The organism is Mycobacterium asiaticum DSM 44297, from assembly GCF_000613245.1.
In the GTDB taxonomy this organism is placed as follows: domain Bacteria; phylum Actinomycetota; class Actinomycetes; order Mycobacteriales; family Mycobacteriaceae; genus Mycobacterium; species Mycobacterium asiaticum.
The window spans coordinates 390312-405742 of sequence record NZ_HG964939.1 but is presented as its reverse complement, the minus strand read 5'-3'; the positions used below and the strand labels follow the sequence as shown (position 1 = coordinate 405742).

At 63.3% G+C, this 15431-nt stretch carries 15 protein-coding genes and 1 pseudogene; 11 read left to right on the top strand and 5 right to left on the bottom strand.

Features of this window, described 5'->3' with window-relative positions:
• The first annotated feature begins 21 nt into the window (after positions 1 to 21).
• The 6 genes and pseudogenes from BN972_RS25835 (at position 22) to BN972_RS25810 (ending at position 7960) form a co-directional block, all read left to right on the top strand.
• A complete protein-coding gene (locus BN972_RS25835) occupies positions 22 to 1281 on the top strand; it encodes an MCE family protein (protein WP_036365096.1) in 1260 nt (419 codons plus the stop codon).
• Positions 1278 to 2300, top strand: a complete 1023-nt coding sequence (locus BN972_RS25830) for an MCE family protein (protein WP_036365093.1) — start codon at positions 1278 to 1280, stop codon at positions 2298 to 2300. The genes BN972_RS25835 and BN972_RS25830 overlap by 4 nt, the downstream gene beginning before the upstream one ends.
• Positions 2300 to 3418 carry an MCE family protein gene (locus tag BN972_RS25825; protein WP_036365928.1) on the top strand — a complete coding sequence of 373 codons (1119 nt, stop codon included), beginning with the start codon at positions 2300 to 2302 and terminating at the stop codon, positions 3416 to 3418. Before BN972_RS25830 ends, BN972_RS25825 begins: the two co-directional genes overlap by 1 nt.
• Positions 3415 to 4847, top strand: a pseudogene (locus BN972_RS25820) (MCE family protein). Before BN972_RS25825 ends, BN972_RS25820 begins: the two are co-directional and overlap by 4 nt.
• Entirely contained in the window at positions 4844 to 6178 is a 1335-nt protein-coding gene (locus BN972_RS25815) for an MCE family protein (RefSeq protein ID WP_080697212.1), read from the top strand. The pseudogene BN972_RS25820 and the gene BN972_RS25815 overlap by 4 nt, the downstream one beginning before the upstream one ends.
• Entirely contained in the window at positions 6179 to 7960 is a 1782-nt protein-coding gene (locus tag BN972_RS25810; RefSeq protein ID WP_036365090.1) for an MCE family protein, read from the top strand.
• Positions 7961 to 8030: 70 nt separating this feature from the next.
• On the opposite strand, the gene BN972_RS25805 is transcribed toward BN972_RS25810, so the two are convergent.
• The 3 genes from BN972_RS25805 to BN972_RS25795 form a co-directional block, all read right to left on the bottom strand.
• Positions 8031 to 8552, bottom strand: coding sequence for an Rv2253/PknI dimerization domain-containing protein (locus BN972_RS25805; RefSeq protein WP_036365086.1), 522 nt, complete (start codon positions 8550 to 8552; stop codon positions 8031 to 8033).
• A 121-nt stretch (positions 8553 to 8673) separates the two neighbouring features.
• Complete coding sequence (locus BN972_RS25800; RefSeq protein ID WP_036365084.1) at positions 8674 to 9324, bottom strand: hypothetical protein; 651 nt, start codon at positions 9322 to 9324, stop codon at positions 8674 to 8676.
• Positions 9321 to 10178: a hypothetical protein gene (locus BN972_RS25795; protein WP_036365081.1), complete on the bottom strand. Its 858-nt coding sequence runs from the start codon at positions 10176 to 10178 to the stop codon at positions 9321 to 9323. Before BN972_RS25795 ends, BN972_RS25800 begins: the two co-directional genes overlap by 4 nt.
• 208 nt (positions 10179 to 10386) lie before the next feature.
• Here BN972_RS25795 and BN972_RS25790 point away from each other — a divergent pair, with 208 nt between their 5' ends.
• Positions 10387 to 10782: a hypothetical protein gene (locus BN972_RS25790; protein WP_235192589.1), complete on the top strand. Its 396-nt coding sequence runs from the start codon at positions 10387 to 10389 to the stop codon at positions 10780 to 10782.
• Position 10783: 1 nt separating this feature from the next.
• Here BN972_RS25790 and BN972_RS25785 read toward each other — a convergent pair whose 3' ends face one another.
• Positions 10784 to 11320, bottom strand: a complete 537-nt coding sequence (locus BN972_RS25785) for a TetR/AcrR family transcriptional regulator (protein ID WP_065139274.1) — start codon at positions 11318 to 11320, stop codon at positions 10784 to 10786.
• A gap of 174 nt (positions 11321 to 11494) precedes the next feature.
• Here BN972_RS25785 and BN972_RS25780 point away from each other — a divergent pair, with 174 nt between their 5' ends.
• Genes BN972_RS25780 through BN972_RS25765 form a run of 4 tightly spaced genes read left to right on the top strand, consistent with a single transcriptional unit; the run spans position 11495 to position 13951 of the window.
• A complete protein-coding gene (locus BN972_RS25780; protein ID WP_036365917.1) occupies positions 11495 to 12256 on the top strand; it encodes a hypothetical protein in 762 nt (253 codons plus the stop codon).
• Entirely contained in the window at positions 12253 to 13092 is an 840-nt protein-coding gene (locus BN972_RS25775) for a hypothetical protein (RefSeq protein ID WP_036365079.1), read from the top strand. The genes BN972_RS25780 and BN972_RS25775 overlap by 4 nt, the downstream gene beginning before the upstream one ends.
• Positions 13089 to 13676: a cytochrome c oxidase subunit 3 family protein gene (locus tag BN972_RS25770; RefSeq protein WP_036365076.1), complete on the top strand. Its 588-nt coding sequence runs from the start codon at positions 13089 to 13091 to the stop codon at positions 13674 to 13676. The genes BN972_RS25775 and BN972_RS25770 overlap by 4 nt, the downstream gene beginning before the upstream one ends.
• Entirely contained in the window at positions 13673 to 13951 is a 279-nt protein-coding gene (locus BN972_RS25765) for a cytochrome C oxidase subunit IV family protein (RefSeq protein ID WP_036365072.1), read from the top strand. Before BN972_RS25770 ends, BN972_RS25765 begins: the two co-directional genes overlap by 4 nt.
• On the opposite strand, the gene BN972_RS25760 is transcribed toward BN972_RS25765, so the two are convergent.
• The gene (locus BN972_RS25760) at positions 13944 to 15245 is read right to left on the bottom strand and encodes a cytochrome P450 (protein WP_036365069.1); all 1302 of its coding nucleotides are present in this window, start codon (positions 15243 to 15245) and stop codon (positions 13944 to 13946) included. The genes BN972_RS25765 and BN972_RS25760 overlap by 8 nt on opposite strands.
• Positions 15246 to 15431: the final 186 nt, after the last annotated feature.

Here is a 15431-nt window from a genome sequence, read left to right as displayed (position 1 = left end):
GGATGGTGGGGAGGTGAAGAGGTGACCACGCGGGTACCGTCGGGTCGCGGCGCGCCGAGCGCGCGCGGCCGGTCGCATGGTTCAGGCCGGCCAAAGCCACGTACCTATGTCCGTCCGTTACTGGGTGTTGTCACCATCCTGGTGATCGCCGGGATAATCACTTTCGCGATAACGCTATTCCAGGGTGGACTCACCGAATCTGTACCCGTGACGGTGGTGTCGCAACGCGCGGGCCTGGTCATGAACCCGGACGCGCGGGTCACCTTGCGTGGCGTACCGGTGGGCAAGGTCGACTCGATAGAGCCGCTGCCGGACGGCAAGGCCGCGCTCCACTTGGCAATGTTCCCGTCGGCGCTCAAATACATTCCCGCCAACGTGCTTGTCGAAATCGCCTCGTCGACGGTGTTCGGTGCCAAGTCTGTCCAATTTATAGAGCCCGCCGAGCCCTCGGCGCAGCGACTACATGCGGGGCAGCGGCTGACCGGCCAGCACGTCATGGTCGAGATCAACACGGTGTTCCAGCAACTGGTTTCGGTGCTGGATCAGATTGACCCGGCGAAGCTCAACGAGTCACTGGGTGCGCTGGCCAAAGCATTCAGTGGACGCGGCGCACAACTCGGCCAGTCATTGAGCGACCTGGATTCGTTCCTGGCCAGACTGGAACCGAGCCTTCCCGCGTTGAACCATGACCTCGCGGTGTTACCAGTGGTGTCCAACGCCTATGCCGATGCGTCGCCGGATCTCATCCGGACCGTGGCCAACGCAAACCGGATCAGCAAGACGATTGTCGACGAACAGCACAACCTGGATGCCTTGCTGATCAGCGCGATCGGCCTTGCCGACATCGGCAACGACGTCCTGTCGACTAACCGCCAACCGTTGACGAATGTGCTGCACCTGCTGGTGCCGACGACCGATCTGACCAATGCGTACCACGAAGTGTTCACCTGCGGCCTCGGCGGGCTGGTACGGATAGCGCACGGTCCGCCGTTGTTGGAACCGAGCATCAACATCACGGCAAGCCTTACGTGGGGCGCTGAACGTTATCGATACCCGGCGAATTTGCCCAAGGTCGCGGCGACGGGCGGTCCGCGGTGCCTGGGTCTACCGCAGCTGCCGTTCAACAACCCACCGCCGCAGCTGATTACAGACATCGGTGCCAACCCGGTGGTGTACGGAAACCAGCAGCTGCTGATCAACTCCGATCTCCTCAAACAGCTCTTGTACGGTCCGATCCAGGGCCCACCGCGCAACTCCGCCCAGGTCGGAATGCCCGGATGAGGACGCGCGCTACGCTGATCAAGTTCGCGATCTTCGCGGCCGTGATGACGGTGCTGACCGGCTGTCTGTTCTTTATCTTCGGCCAGTACCAGACCGGTTCGACGACCGGGTATTCGGCTGTGTTCAACGACGTGTCGCGTCTCAAAGTTGGGCAGACGGTGCGGGTCGCCGGGATCCGGGTAGGCACTGTCAGCGATATCACGCTGCGCCCGGACAAGAAGGTTGTGGTGGAGTTCGACGCCGACCGCGACATCGTCCTTACCGAGGGCACCAGGGCAGCGGTCCGCTACCTCAACCTTGTCGGCGATCGCTACCTGGAGCTCATCGACGGCCCAGGCCCGACCAAGCGTCTGGCGGACGGCGCCCAGATTCCGGTCGACCGTACCGCGCCGGCGCTTGACCTCGATCTGCTTCTTGGGGGATTGAAACCTGTTATCCAGGGCCTGAATGCGCAGGACGTCAACACGCTGACTTCGGCGTTGTTGCAGGTCTTCCAGGGTCAGGGCGGAACGCTTGACTCGCTGTTCGCCAAGACGACATCGTTCTCAAACGCATTGGCCGACAACGACGAAACCGTTCAGCAACTGATCGACAACCTCAACACCGTGGTCGCCACGATCTCCCGGGACGGCAAGCAATTCTCCGGCGCGGTCGATCGCCTGGAGCGGCTTGTCAGCGGGCTCTCGGATGACCGAAACACCATCGGCGCCGCCATCGAGGCGTTGGACAACGGAACCGCCTCGCTGGCCGATCTTTTGAGCAGTGCGCGACCGCCGCTGTCCGGCACCATTGACCAGTTGAGCCGGCTGGCGCCGATACTCGATGACGACAAAGACCGCCTCGACACCGCTATCGCTAAGGCGCCAAAGAACTATCGCAAATTGGTCCGGCTCGGAGTGGCCGGCGCCACCATCCCCTACTACCTCTGTCAGCTGGAGCTCCGCGGCACGGATCTTCAGGGCAAGACGGTGATATCGCCGTTCTTCAGGTCAGAAGCTGGAAGGTGCACCGAACCCTGATGCTGAAGTATCGCGGAGCTGAGCTCGTCAAGGCCGGATTCATCGGCGCGATCTTGATCGTGCTGGTCATCCTGGTGGGCCTGGCACCAGATCGGTTGACCTCGTGGGCGACCGCTGTCCGATACAAGGCGGTGTTCACCGAAGCCGGCGGCCTCGCGGCGGGGAACCCCGTGACGGTGTCCGGGATCAAGGTGGGCACGGTGTCGGATGTGTCCCTGCAGAACGGCGATGCCCTGGTGACCTTCGCGGTAAAGGGCAATATCCTGCTCGGGTCGGAGACCACCGCGCACATTCGTACCGACACACTGCTGGGTGCGCGGATGCTGGCGCTGGATTCCGCCGGCAGCGGCAATATGCGTCCGAATGCCGTCATTCCCACTTCTCGCACGTCCTCGCCCTACTCGTTGACGGAAGCGGTCAGCGAATTAACCACGAACACCAGTGAAACCAGCACCGCGACACTGAATCAGTCGTTGGACACGCTGGCGGCGACGCTCGACCAGATTGCACCCAAGTTGGGCCCAGCCTTCGACTCGCTCACCCGGTTATCGCGAACCCTCAACGGCCGCAACAAAAGCCTGAGTGAGCTGTTCAAGAGTGCCAGCGACGTCACCGGGGTCCTCTCCGAACGCAGCCAACAGGTCAACAAGCTGATTCTCAACGCCGACGATCTGCTCCAAGTCTTGGTGGCGCGCCGACAAGAGATCGTTGACCTGCTGGCCAACACGTCGGCGGTGGCGAAGCAGCTGACGGCACTGGTGCATGAGAACGAGAGCAAGTTGGCACCGACGCTGGAGCGGCTGAATTCGGTGACGGCGATGCTGCAGAAAAACCGCGACAACATCAGCAAGGCGCTGCCGGGTCTCGCCAAGTTCCAGATCACCGTCGGTGAGGCTATCTCCAGCATGTACGCCTACTCGGCGTTCGTCCCGAACCTCCTGCAGCCGCCGCTATTCCAGCCATTCCTTGACTACCTCTGGGGATTCCGCACTTTCGACACGGGTCGCGGCCCCGGCTTCCCGTCGACGGTTCCTCGGTCGCTGTTCCCCTGGCCGTACAACGGCATGCCGGAGTGCCCCAACTGCACGCTGGGCGGCAGGATCGGAGGATCGCAATGATTTCTCGGATCTCCCGCGTCCCGCGCAAGAGGCTGGTGGTCGTCGTCGCGGTTGTCCTGGTGGGGCTGATCGTTGCCGGTGCGGGCATGGTCATCCGAAATACGTTCTTTGCCCCAAAGACGATTACGGCATACTTCACTACCGCCACGGCGATCTACCCCAGTGACGAGGTGCGGGTGTCGGGGGTCAAAGTCGGCACGATCGAGTCCATAGTTCCGCAGGGGCCACAAACCAAGATGACCCTCGAGATCAACCACGGCGTGCCCGTTCCGGCGGACGCGAAAGCGGTGATTGTGGCGTCGAACCTGGTGGCCGCCCGTTACGTGCAACTCACCCCCGCCTACCGGACCAGCGGCCCGGTCATGGCGGACGGCGCGGTGATACCCGTCAACCGCACCGCGGTACCCGTGGAGTGGGACGAAGTGAAAACCCAGTTGATGCGTCTGGCAACGGATTTGGGACCCCGCAGCGGTGTATCGGGTACTTCGGTGGGCCGGTTCATCGACAGCGCCGCCGACGCGCTCGAAGGCAACGGCGACAAGCTGCGGCAGGCGCTGGCCCAGTTGTCCGGAGTGGGCCGGATACTCGCCAACGGCAGCGGCAACATCGTCGACATCATCAAAAACCTGCAGACCTTCGTGACCGCGCTGCGCGACAGCAACACCCAGATCGTGCAGTTCAACGACCGCCTGGCCACGCTCAGCAGCGTGGTCAACGACAGCAAGTCCGAGTTGGACGCGGCGCTGACCGACCTGTCGACCGCTGTCGGCGAGGTGCAGCGGTTCATCGCCGGCTCTCGCAACCAGACCAGTGAGCAGGTCGCCCGGTTGGCCGACGTCACCCAGACCCTGGTGGATCAGCACATGGCTCTGGAGAACATTCTGCACGGTGCGCCGAACGCGCTGGGCAACTTCTTCAACGACTACAACGCAGACACCGGGACAATCGTGGGCGGGTTCGGGATCATGAACTTCGCCAATCCGACGTTCTCGGGTCTGATGATTCCGTTGCCGATTCCGGGCTGCTCACAAATCGGCGCCCTCGAGAACGTCACCTCCACCGAATCGGGCAAGCTGTGCTCGCTGTTTCTAGGTCCCGGGTTGCGGTTGCTCAACTTCAACAATCTGCCCATTCCCATCAACATCTTCATCCAGAAGTCGGTGGACCCCTCGAAGATCCTCTACACCGAAGAGCGGTTGGCGCCTGGTGGCGAGGGCCCGAAGCCCGGGCCACCGGAGATCCCCCCGCGGTGTCGGCCTACACCGGCCTGCCCGGTGATCCCGTAGGAGCGCCGGGGGCCGAGCCACCTCCGCGGATACCGGGCCTGGCGATGCCGCTGCCGCCTCCGCCGTCGACGCCGATGCAAGCGCCACCGCCACCGCCGGGTGTGTCGGGCATGCTGCTGCCCGCGGAAGGGCCGCAGCAATGATGGCCCGGACTAGGGCTCGGCGGATGCTTGCCATCGGTGGTTGCGTGGTGTTGACGGTGACCGGGTGCGCGTTCCACGGCCTGAATTCACTACCACTGCCCGGGGCGGTCGGACGCGGCCCCGGGGCCGTCATCTACCACGTCGAAATCCCGAATGTTGGCACAATGGAGTCGAATTCGCCGGTGATGATCAACGACGTCGTGGTCGGCAGCGTCGGCACGATGAAGGTGAAAGGCTGGCACGCCGACGTCGAGATTTCAGTGAACCGCGACGTCGTGGTTCCGGCCAATGTGGTGGCGAGTGTCGGTCAGACCAGCCTGTTGGGGTCGATGCATCTGGAGCTCAATCCACCGCTCGGCCAAACGGGGAGCGGACGGCTGCAGCCGGGAGCGACCATCCCGCTTGCCCGGTCATCTGCCTACCCATCGACCGAGCAGACGCTGTCGTCGCTGGGCGCCGTGGTCAACGGCGGGGGGCTGGGACAGATCGGGGAGGTCATCCACAATTTCTCCGTAGCCGTGTCCGGGCGTGCCGGCACCCTGCGCGATCTCCTCACCCGCCTCGACACGTTCGTCGGAACACTCGACCAACAGCGGAACAACATCGTGGACTCCATTGAAGCGCTGAACCGGCTTGCCGGCACCTTCGCCGGGCAACGTGACGTTCTCGCCGAGGCGCTGCGCAAGGTACCTCCCGCGCTCGACGTGCTGATCAGGGAGCGGCCACGTCTGACGACCGCGCTGGACAAGCTGCGCGCCTTCAGCAATACCGCCACCCGGCTGATCAATGACAGCCAGGCCGACCTGGTCAAGAATCTGCAGAACTTGGAGCCGACCATCCGTGCGCTCGCCGACGTCGGGCCGGAGCTCGGCACAGCGATCGCGGCAGGGTTCGTGTTCCCCTTCACTCAGAACTTCGTCGACCGTGCGGTGCGAGGCGATTACTTCAACCTGCACGTCCAGCTGGACCTCACAATTCCGCGGCTCAAGCGGGGACTGCTTCTGGGGACCCGCTTTGGGCAGCTGGACCAGCCGCTGGTGCCGATGCCCGGGGAGCCGTACTACTTGAGGTACACACTCGATCCGCTGCATTCCGCGGTGCGGCCGCCTTGGATCGATCCCGATGCCCTTCCGCTGCCTCCGCTGCCAGGACCGCCGCCCTATCAGGCATCGCTGCCTGGGCCGCTTCCGGGTGGGGCGCAGTTGCCTGGGCCCCCTCCAGCTGGGGCGCCATCGGCGTCGTTGCCCGGGCCTCTTCCAGCTGGGACGCCCTCTGTGGCACCGGTGCCGAATCCAGGTCCCGGTCCATTGCCGGCGGAAGGTGACGGATAGATGCTGACCCGCTTCGTTCGGATCCAGCTGGCGATATTTTCGATCGTCGGGACCATTGGCGTGATTGCGATGGTGCTCTACTACATCCAAGCGCCGATGTTGCTGGGCATCGGTCGGATCACCGTGACGCTGGAGTTGCCGGCGGCCGGCGGCCTGTACCGCTTCTCCAACGTGACCTACCGTGGCGTTCAACTCGGCAAGGTCACGTCGGTGGAGTTGACGCCGAGGGGCGCGAAAGCGACACTCTCACTGGCGACTTCACCTAAGGTCCCCGCGGACTTGTCACCGTGTCCGGAGCGTCCTGGTCCCCCCAATCAGTGCGGTGCGCATGTGCTCAGTGTCTCCGCGGTGGGCGAACAGTATGTGGACCTGCGCCCCAAAACCGATTCACCGCCGTACCTGCACGACGGGTCGGTGATCGCGGTGCGCGACACGACGATTCCGCAGCCGGTGGGGCCGATGCTCGAGCAGGTCAATGCTTTGGTCACCAGCATCCCGAAGACCAAACTCGGCCAATTGCTCGACGAGACCTTCCGCGGTTTCAATGGATCCGGTTACGATCTCGGGTCACTGTTCGACTCCACGACGACGCTGTCACGCGACGCCAACGGCGTCGTCGATCGCACAAAAACCCTCACCGAAGACAGTGGGCCGCTACTGGATTCGCAAGCACGCACCACCGATTCAATCCGGCAGTGGGCGCGCGGTCTCGCGGGGATTTCGGACGTGTTGGCGAACGACGATGCCAACGTTCGTACCCTGCTGCGAGACGGTCCTGACGCGGCCAACGAGGCGTCCCGGCTCCTCAATGACCTCAAGCCGACGCTGCCGGTGTTGCTGGCAAACCTGACCACCATCGGGCAGATCGGCGTCACCTACCACCCCTCACTGGAGCAGTTGCTGGTGTTGCTGCCATCGGCGGTTGCCATCGAGCAGGCTGCGGGACCAGCATCCCACCCGGAGGGTTCGGCCCAAGGCGACTTCGCGCTCACGATCGACGATCCACCCATTTGCACGGTCGGTTTCATACCGCAAAGCCAGTGGCGATCCCCGGACGATCTCACTGAAATCGATACACCGGACGGGTTGTATTGCAAACTGCCGCAAGACTCCCCGCTCTCGGTTCGCGGCGCCCGTAACTATCCGTGCATGGGTCATCCGGGCAAGCGAGCGCCTACGGTCGAGATCTGCAACAGCGACCAGCCGTTCATGCCGCTGTCGATGCGTCAGCACGTTCTCGGTCCTTCTCCGATCGATCCGAACCTGATCGCTCAGGGCATCCCGCCCGATGACCGGGTGAACCCCAACGCCAGGATTTTCGGCCCGGTCGAGGGAACACCGCTGCCGCCGGGCGCGGTGCCGCGCGGCACACCGGCGGGTCCGCGGGGAGAAACCGCGCCACCAGGTACGGTGGGCGCCGCTGTTCCACCGGAGCCGTCGTCAAGGCCGATGTGGGCTCCGTCGTCGCAGATGTCGTTTGACCTTCCGCCGATAGCGCCACTCGACGTGCCGTTGCCGGGAGAGCTTCCGGCGCCGCCTGCCCCGTCCGCACCGGCTCCTCCGGCGGAAGTCGCTCCACCCGGCGCGGCTGTCGGTGCAGGCGGCCAGGCGGCGCCGAGTTCGTTCGGTACTGGCGCCGGCAAATGGACGCCGTCAGTCGCGATCGCCCACTACGACCCGCATACCGGTCGATATGTCGGGCCGGACGGAAAGCTATACGAGCAAGCGGATCTCGCGCCCGCGAAGGCGCCCAAGACATGGCGGGACATGATTCCCAGCTAGGACGGGTGGCGATCGCAACAGTTGAGGGCGGCGCGTGGGTCGCCGCCATGAATCCACTAAGAATGTGCGATCAGGCTAGCCGGTCCAACCGCAGCGGCATCGCGACGTCGAGCCACTGGTTCTGTCCGCAGGCGCCGCTCGGGCCGTACGTCTTGTCCCTCCCGGCCATGACCGGAGACCCGAGTTTGTATTCGCCATTGGTATCGACTGGATAGAAGTAGTAGGTCTGCTCGCCGGTGTACGCGGTGCCGTCCTCGCAGTGCTCCCAATTGACCACATTGCGCCTGACCTTCCACATGATCCCGTCGTTCATGTACAACGGCGCACTCCAGCCCTGGTCGCTCGTCACCGTGCCGTGGCACTCCTGGAACGTGACGCATGACGAGCTGATAGTCCAGGTCTGATAGACGGTTGGTTCGCCATGGTACTGATCATTGGTCTGGGCCCAATCACCGATCGACGTAACGCGAAATGTGCCGTTGACGGCCACTTCTTCCTTAGTCGTTGCGCCGGCTGTGGCTGCTGTGCCCAAACCGTCAAATACGGTGGCAGCCATCAGGGTTGCGGCGGCAAGTATTCGAGCTGGACGCATCAGGTGCTCCTCGACGCGCAATTATTGACCGACAAAGTTCGGCCCATTTCGGCTGTCTGAATCGAGATTAACACCGCGCAAGTCCCGACAAAATGCCGATTAGCGCTAAAGGTTGGCGCGCTCACCCAACGGGGTCGAAGTTTGCGATCAGCCACGAACCGTTGATCTTCGTCAGCTTGACCAGGATGCTGCTATGAGCCTCAATGGGTTCCGGCTTTCGCTTGCTCGTAGTGGTCTGGTTGACGAACACCAGCACGATGGCCGACTCGGGATGCAAATCCGAAATGGCGGCGCGAATCACCTTGGCGGTGGTCGTCAGTTGTCCCTGCATGGCCCCCGCCGCAATCTGTTCGCTGAACTTGCTGTAGTAAGCCAAGAAATTGCCGGTCAGACGCGACTTCGCCGCGGCGAAATCGCGATCAAGGGTGTCGACGGAGTAGGAGAGCAGCGCCACGGCGCCGTCCGAAGCCGCCTGGACCGCTTGGCGTGCGGCGGCGTCGCTCAGCTGCTGATCCGGACGGTACTGAAGGAAGAACAAACCCGCGGCGGCGCCGACGGTGGCAACGACCAGCGCCGTCGCGAGTATTGAACGCCATTTGGCCAAGCACCGGCGAGTCCATCGACCGACGGCCTTGCGCGGGGTGGCGCGTGCCGGTCGCTGCAGTCCGCGGGGTGCGTCCGCCTCGTCAGGAGTCGGGGCTTCCGAGCTGTCGTCCGTGCTGTCGTCGTGTTCTCCCGCGGTGTCGACCGACGAATCCTGCTCAATATTCATTGCAGGAATTGGACTTTCGACATCTTGAACTGGCCGCCCTCACGGACGATCTCCATGCTGAGCCGCCACAGTTGCGGCGGCCGCGTCTTGTTATCTGCGTCGGTCACTTCGGATTTGGCCACGACGAGCGCGACCGCAGAGCTGTCCGTCGCCGACTCGACGGCGACCGCCTCCACGTTCACCTTTGTGACGGTTTTCGATTCTTGTGCGTTCTCGAGCATAAGGCTTGACATCGCGGAGATTTGGTCCTTGAGCGGTCCCGTGGAAGCGTCGATGATCCGCTGGATGTCGTCCTTGGCGTGGTTGGCGTCAATCGACATGAGCGTGGTGACCGCCTGCCGGGCCGCCGCGGCATAGTCCTGGGAGAGTTGCCGTTTGTGCGCGATCGTGTGGTGTTGCTGCAGCATGTAGCCGATGGCGCCCAGCGACGTCGCGGCAAGCGCGGCGCCCACGCCCATTGCTACCGCCGTCCGCCTCGAGCGGCGGCGCCGCCGTGTTCGCCGGGATCGCCGCAGCCCCCATGACCGTGCCTGAGTCCATTTCGGGTGGCGCCGCTTAACCTCTCGAGAGTCGGCGACGTCTTGGGAGGCCGCGTCATCATCTGCTTCGTCGTCTGCGTCGTCGTCGCCGTCGTTTTTGGGGGGCTCGATTTCCGCGACCCGGCGCAGCCGGGCCACGCGTGCGCGAGCTGCCTCAGCCTCTGCTTCGGCCTTCGCCACTTCGTCTTCGAGGTCCGCCTCGGAAACGGCCTCAGCGCCAGAGCCGATCACTGAGCCAGCGCGTGGTTCGTGGGGATCGATCGCGCCCTCGGGGTCCTCACCATGGTCGGCGTCAGGCCCGTCCGGATCGTGCACGGAGAACGAGCCTATCACCCTGGCATAGGCTGAACGTCCTTATCGGGCAGCTGCCTTCGAGGTCCTGAAGGCGGAAATGCGCCCCACCGGGCAGCGGGCCGACTGGCGTTTCGGGTCGAGCCCGACATCAGCGGCTGGCCGGCTCGCGACGCTCTCCGACCAGGAGAAATTGCTTTTCAGAAGCTTTCGGGTGTGGCAAAGTTATGGCGTGCGATCCATCGTGGCATTGTTTGCTGCGCTACTCGGCGTCGGCTTGCTGGCTGCGCCGCCATCCTTCGCCGGGCCGACGGTGTGCGACTATCCCGAGTGCACCCCCGGCATCATGGGGCATCAGGTTCTGGGCACGCCGTGTGACAACACCACCTATTACGCCTTTGGGATCGACAGCATGCCGACCGCTCCAGAATCTGGGCGACTCATGTTCTGCGGCTCGCCGCGAAGGTACGAGCCGCGATGGTTCCGCTCACCTCCGATGGCAGGGGTCAAGGAAGAAGGCGCCGAGTGCCACCAGTGGCTGAATTACGTCGCGCAGGCGCCCGATGGCCTGTTCCTGATCTGCATAGCCCACGACGGTGTAACGACCTGGGTTCGCGCCGACACGTAATTCACGGCGGCACCCCATCGCTCGCCTCAGTCGCACCGATCAGCCGATGGATGACGCGGCGCAGTTGCGAACGCAGCGTGTCGTCGTCGACGTCTGCGACCAACGGGTGCATGACACCCACCGCGATCGCGCCTGAAAGCACCGCGGCAGACACCCGCGCGTCCTCGGACGTGTCGTCGACCAGCACGCCGTAGAGCCGCGCGATGAACTGCTGAAACTCTTCGTGCTCGGCCAGCAGCCGCACAATGACCGGATCGAACTGGAGGGTGCTCGCCGCGCCGCGACGCTCGATGGCCATGTCGATGACCCGACCCAGCAGGACCTCTCGCGCCCGGGGAAAGTCGTCATGGGCCTCGGCGGCCTCCAGCGCTTCCTCCAGACCGCCAAGTTCGCGTTCCGTGAGGGCAACGACGATCTGTTCCTTGGTCTTGAACTGGTGGTACACAGCTGCCTTCGTGACTCCGATCGCATCGGCGATCATCTGCAACGAGGTTCCACCGACACCGTGCTCCGCGATCAATTTCAAAGCCGCGTCCAGGACGCGCGTCTGCGCGGCGCTACGCGCGATGAAACGAAACCGGCTGCGGGTCGGACTCCCAGCCTGCTCTGACGACACACCGAGAGCCTAGCCGATCGGCTATTGACCGTGCCTAGCCGATCGGCTACTTTCGGCTCACGGGCTGAGTGATCACGCCCCCGGAGGGAGTTGCTGATGTCCGAGGCCGCCGTCGGGCGCGATTCACCGAGACAAATCGACGGCGAATTGATCCTGCTGTGGACACTGCCCGTGACGGCGATCATCTGGATCGCCGCATTCTTCTTGTTCCCGGGATTCAGCCCGCCCATGTCGCCCACCATGTCCGCCGAGAAGGTAGCGGCTTTCTACCGCGATCCGGCGCACACCGCCCAAATCCGCTACAGCATGGTCCTTTTCAACTGGTTCGGTGTGTGCCTGATCCCGATTCTGGCGCTCATCGTGATGCAGATCCGGAGGATGGCGCATCGCACGCCGATCTTCGCCTATGCGACGCTGGGTTGCGCGGCAGGCGGACCCACCCTGTTTCTGATCGCCGACGTCTGCTGGCTGCTGGCCGCGTTCCGCCCGGAACGAAGTCCTGAGCTGACGCAGTTGCTCAACGATTTCGCCTGGGTCACCTTCACCGTCGTGGTTCCCTTTTTGATCGGGCAGGGTGTGATTCTCGCGGCGGCAATCTATTTCGACGATCAGCCGCGGCCGATATTCAGCCGCTGGGTGGCTCACTTCAACCTTCTGGTTGCCGCGGCGCTTGTGCCGGCAGCGTTCGTCGGCGTCTCGTTGACCGGACCGCTGGCATGGGACGGCGCGTTGTCGTTCTGGTTGAAAAACATCGCCATCGGCGTCTGGGTCGTCGTGATGGGCGCCGTACTGGGGCGGGCGATTTATCAAGAGCGCGCCGAGATGCACCTTCCCGCAGCGGGTCTGGACGGCGCATGAGTACGCTGACGACTCCACCGGATTCAGGGGCCCCACTGGATTCCGGGCCTGTGTCAGGCCCGCCCGGAGGTGGCTTGCATCGTCGGATCGCCTGGCACCTGCGCCACAACCCCAAGCGTGAGTTGTGGCTGGCTTGGTGGATGCTCGCCGCCTTCTACAGCCTGTTCTTTCCGATGGTCTTCGTCTTGGCGCGAGCCCAACCGCCGCCACAACCGACCTGGGACCTCGCGACGCAGACGCACTGGTTCACCGAGCGCCAGCTCGGGATACCGATCGGCCTGGGCGTCGTGTTCGCGATCACCGGTATGACCGCGATGAACAATGCCCTGATTGCCTATTCGATGCGTCGCATGTCGGTCAGCCGCATCTTTGGGTATTCGTATTTGCTCATCTACTCGTTCAGTGCGGTGCCCGGCCTCTTGCTGCTGTGCATCGCGTTGGTCGTCGGGACGCTGCGGCCCGAGCGTGATCCCCAGGTGATGGGTTGGCTCTACGACTTCGCCTTCCTGTCTTTCGACGGAACCATGGGCGTGTTCCTGATCGGGTCGCTGCTCTGGATGGTCGCGATTCTGATCGACAAGAATCGAGTCTTCCCAAAGTGGTTCGGCTATCTGAACTTGTGTAATGCACTGACTGAAGTCGTCGTGGCGCCCTGCTGGATCTTCCGCCGTGGCGTTCTGGCCTGGAACGGCCAGATCGCATGGTGGCTGGATATGGTCGTATTCGGCATCTACCAAGTCACATTCGTTGTCATGCTCTTCAAGATGATCCGGCGGGAAGACTTCGGTACCGGGATCCTGCCCGACGGGCATGCCAAACGGGTGATTGCGTCATGACCGATCTCAGCGAGGAAAGCAAGGACGCGTCTTTCGTGCCGGGTCAGCCGGACATGTGGGCCTTCGTGTTGTTCGAAACGCTGATCTTCACAGGATATTTCGGTTTCTACCTGTTCTACCGCACCCGAAGCCCCGAGCTTTTCCTGCTCTCGCAGGCGCACTTGGACCTGCGAATAGGCGTCGTCAACACCCTTGTCTTGCTGTTGAGTTCCTGGTCTGTGGCGCGGTGCGTTCAGTCGTCCCGTGCCGGTGCCTATCGGGAAGCCCTCAGAGATGTATTCCTCACCATCGCATTCGCCGCAGTATTCCTGTGCTGCAAAGTATTTGAGTGGAGCCGGTTGGTCGGTGAGGGACACGGGCCGGACAGCGACGACTTCTTCGCGTATTACTTCTTCCTCACCGGCATACATTTCATTCACCTACTGATCGGGTTCGTTGTCCTCGGCATCATCGTTTATCGACTCCGAGGCGCACGGCGTGGGTCTCAGGAATCCCAAGTGCTCGTAGAAACCTGCGCAACGTATTGGCACACAGTCGATTTCCTCTGGGTGCTCATTTTTGCGTTGCTGTACGCGGTGAGGTGATGGTGAAGTTCAACAAGAGGCTACTGGTTGCCTGGGTGGTGCTGGCCGCCTTCACGGTGGGTTATCTGGTGATCGACCACTCAACAACGAGCGCCAGTGCGATTGTGACATCAAGCGTGATCGTCATCGCACTCATCAAGGTGCGCATCATATTTCGCGAGTTCATGGAAGTCCGGCAGGCGCCCGCGCTGCTGTGCAGGCTTACCGACGCCTGGGTGCTGCTGATCGCGGCCGGATTGTTCGGCAGCTATTTCATCGGCCTGGCGATCAACTGACAGGGCGTCCGGGTGGGGGATCCTGGGGCGTGAACGTGAGGTGCAGGTTGTTGAGCCCCCGCAGGATATAAGTGGGCTCATACAGCCAGCGGCGCGCGCCGGACGGGCCGTGCTCGGTCTCGTCGGCGGAGATGTCGGCCATCCGGTCCAGGATGCGTTCGATGGAGACCCGGCCCTCCACCCGGGCCAGCGGCCCACCGGGGCAGGAGTGCACCCCGCGCGCAAAAGCCATGTGCTCGCGCACGTTCTTGCGGTCCAGCCGGAACTCGTGCGGGTTCTCGAAGCGGCGGGGGTCGCGGTTCGCCGCACCCGGAAGCACCATCACCACGGTGCCGGCCGGAATATCCACTCCGCCAATTTGAGTGCTGCGGCGGGCCAGTCGCGAGTCGCTCTTGACGGGACTCTCCATGCGCAACGATTCCTCGATGAAACCGGGAATCAGGCTTCGGTCTTCGCGGAGTTGTTGCTGGATGTCGGGACGGTCGCCGATTACCTGCAGCGCGGCACTGAGCAGCTTGGCCGTTGTCTCCTGTCCCGCGGCGAACAGGAACGTGGCCGATCGGACCACGTCGATGACCTCAGGCGTCGACCCGTCCGGGTACTTGGCCGTCGCCAGAGCGGTCAGGACATCCTCCCGCGGGTGCGCGCGCCGGTCTTCGATGTAGGAGCAAAACTTGTCGTCAAGCCATTCCAGTGGATTGACGCCCACCGACTCGTGGTCCAGCGCCCCGACGCGCCCCGGGCGGTCGGCACCTAGCACCACCCGGAATTCCTTGTGGTCCTCCTCCGGGACGCCGAGCAGGTCGGCGATCACCAAGGTGGCGAACGGCTTTGAATACTCGCTGATGAACTCGCACTTGCCGTTGACCAGGAACTCGTCGAGCTGGCGGTCGGCGAGGCGCCACATGAACTCCTCGTTCTGCTTGAGCCGACTTGGCGTCAGCAGCCTGCTCAGGATCGATCGCGCCCGGCTGTGGTCGGGCGGATCCATCGTGACCATGTGCTCGAACATCGGGAAACAGTGTCGGTGCTCGTCGATCTGGTGGTTGATGTCGTCGCCGTCGGGCTGGAACGGCAACGGCGGGAAGGGGCCGCCGAGCGCCACGCAATTGGAAAAGGAGTCGGTGTCCTTATAGACCGCCGTCGCCTCCTCGTAGCCGGTAACCGCGACGACCCCGTAGTGGGGAAGCCGTAGGACCGGACCCTTGTCGCGCAGATAGTCGAAGTACTCATACGGGTCGGGTACCAGCGACGGGTCGGTAAAGAAGTCAATTGTGTCGTAGGTGCTGCTCATCGTGCATTCCTCCCGAAGCCGGCCCCAAAATCATGTCGCCAAATGGTCAGTCGGCGACGAGAGCTGGCGTCGCCCGAAATAGAAAGTCTGCTGAGCACCTGCTTAGCATGGCGGTATTGTCGTGGTCAAGATCACGCGGCCGGACCGATGGCAGTGGCTACGATCGGCCTGACCGCTAGGGGAACG

What these genes read in the sequence shown, in the direction of transcription:
- BN972_RS25805 (WP_036365086.1), bottom strand. Translation starts at nt 8,552, where the DNA reads ATGCGTCCAGCTCGAATACTTGCCGCCGCAACCCTGATGGCTGCCACC.
- BN972_RS25770 (WP_036365076.1), top strand. Translation starts at nt 13,089, where the DNA reads ATGACCGATCTCAGCGAGGAAAGCAAGGACGCGTCTTTCGTGCCGGGT.
- BN972_RS25775 (WP_036365079.1), top strand. Translation starts at nt 12,253, where the DNA reads ATGAGTACGCTGACGACTCCACCGGATTCAGGGGCCCCACTGGATTCC.
- BN972_RS25815 (WP_080697212.1), top strand. Translation starts at nt 4,844, where the DNA reads ATGATGGCCCGGACTAGGGCTCGGCGGATGCTTGCCATCGGTGGTTGC.
- BN972_RS25800 (WP_036365084.1), bottom strand. Translation starts at nt 9,324, where the DNA reads ATGAATATTGAGCAGGATTCGTCGGTCGACACCGCGGGAGAACACGAC.
- BN972_RS25825 (WP_036365928.1), top strand. Translation starts at nt 2,300, where the DNA reads ATGCTGAAGTATCGCGGAGCTGAGCTCGTCAAGGCCGGATTCATCGGC.
- BN972_RS25760 (WP_036365069.1), bottom strand. Translation starts at nt 15,245, where the DNA reads ATGAGCAGCACCTACGACACAATTGACTTCTTTACCGACCCGTCGCTG.
- BN972_RS25810 (WP_036365090.1), top strand. Translation starts at nt 6,179, where the DNA reads ATGCTGACCCGCTTCGTTCGGATCCAGCTGGCGATATTTTCGATCGTC.
- BN972_RS25830 (WP_036365093.1), top strand. Translation starts at nt 1,278, where the DNA reads ATGAGGACGCGCGCTACGCTGATCAAGTTCGCGATCTTCGCGGCCGTG.
- BN972_RS25780 (WP_036365917.1), top strand. Translation starts at nt 11,495, where the DNA reads ATGTCCGAGGCCGCCGTCGGGCGCGATTCACCGAGACAAATCGACGGC.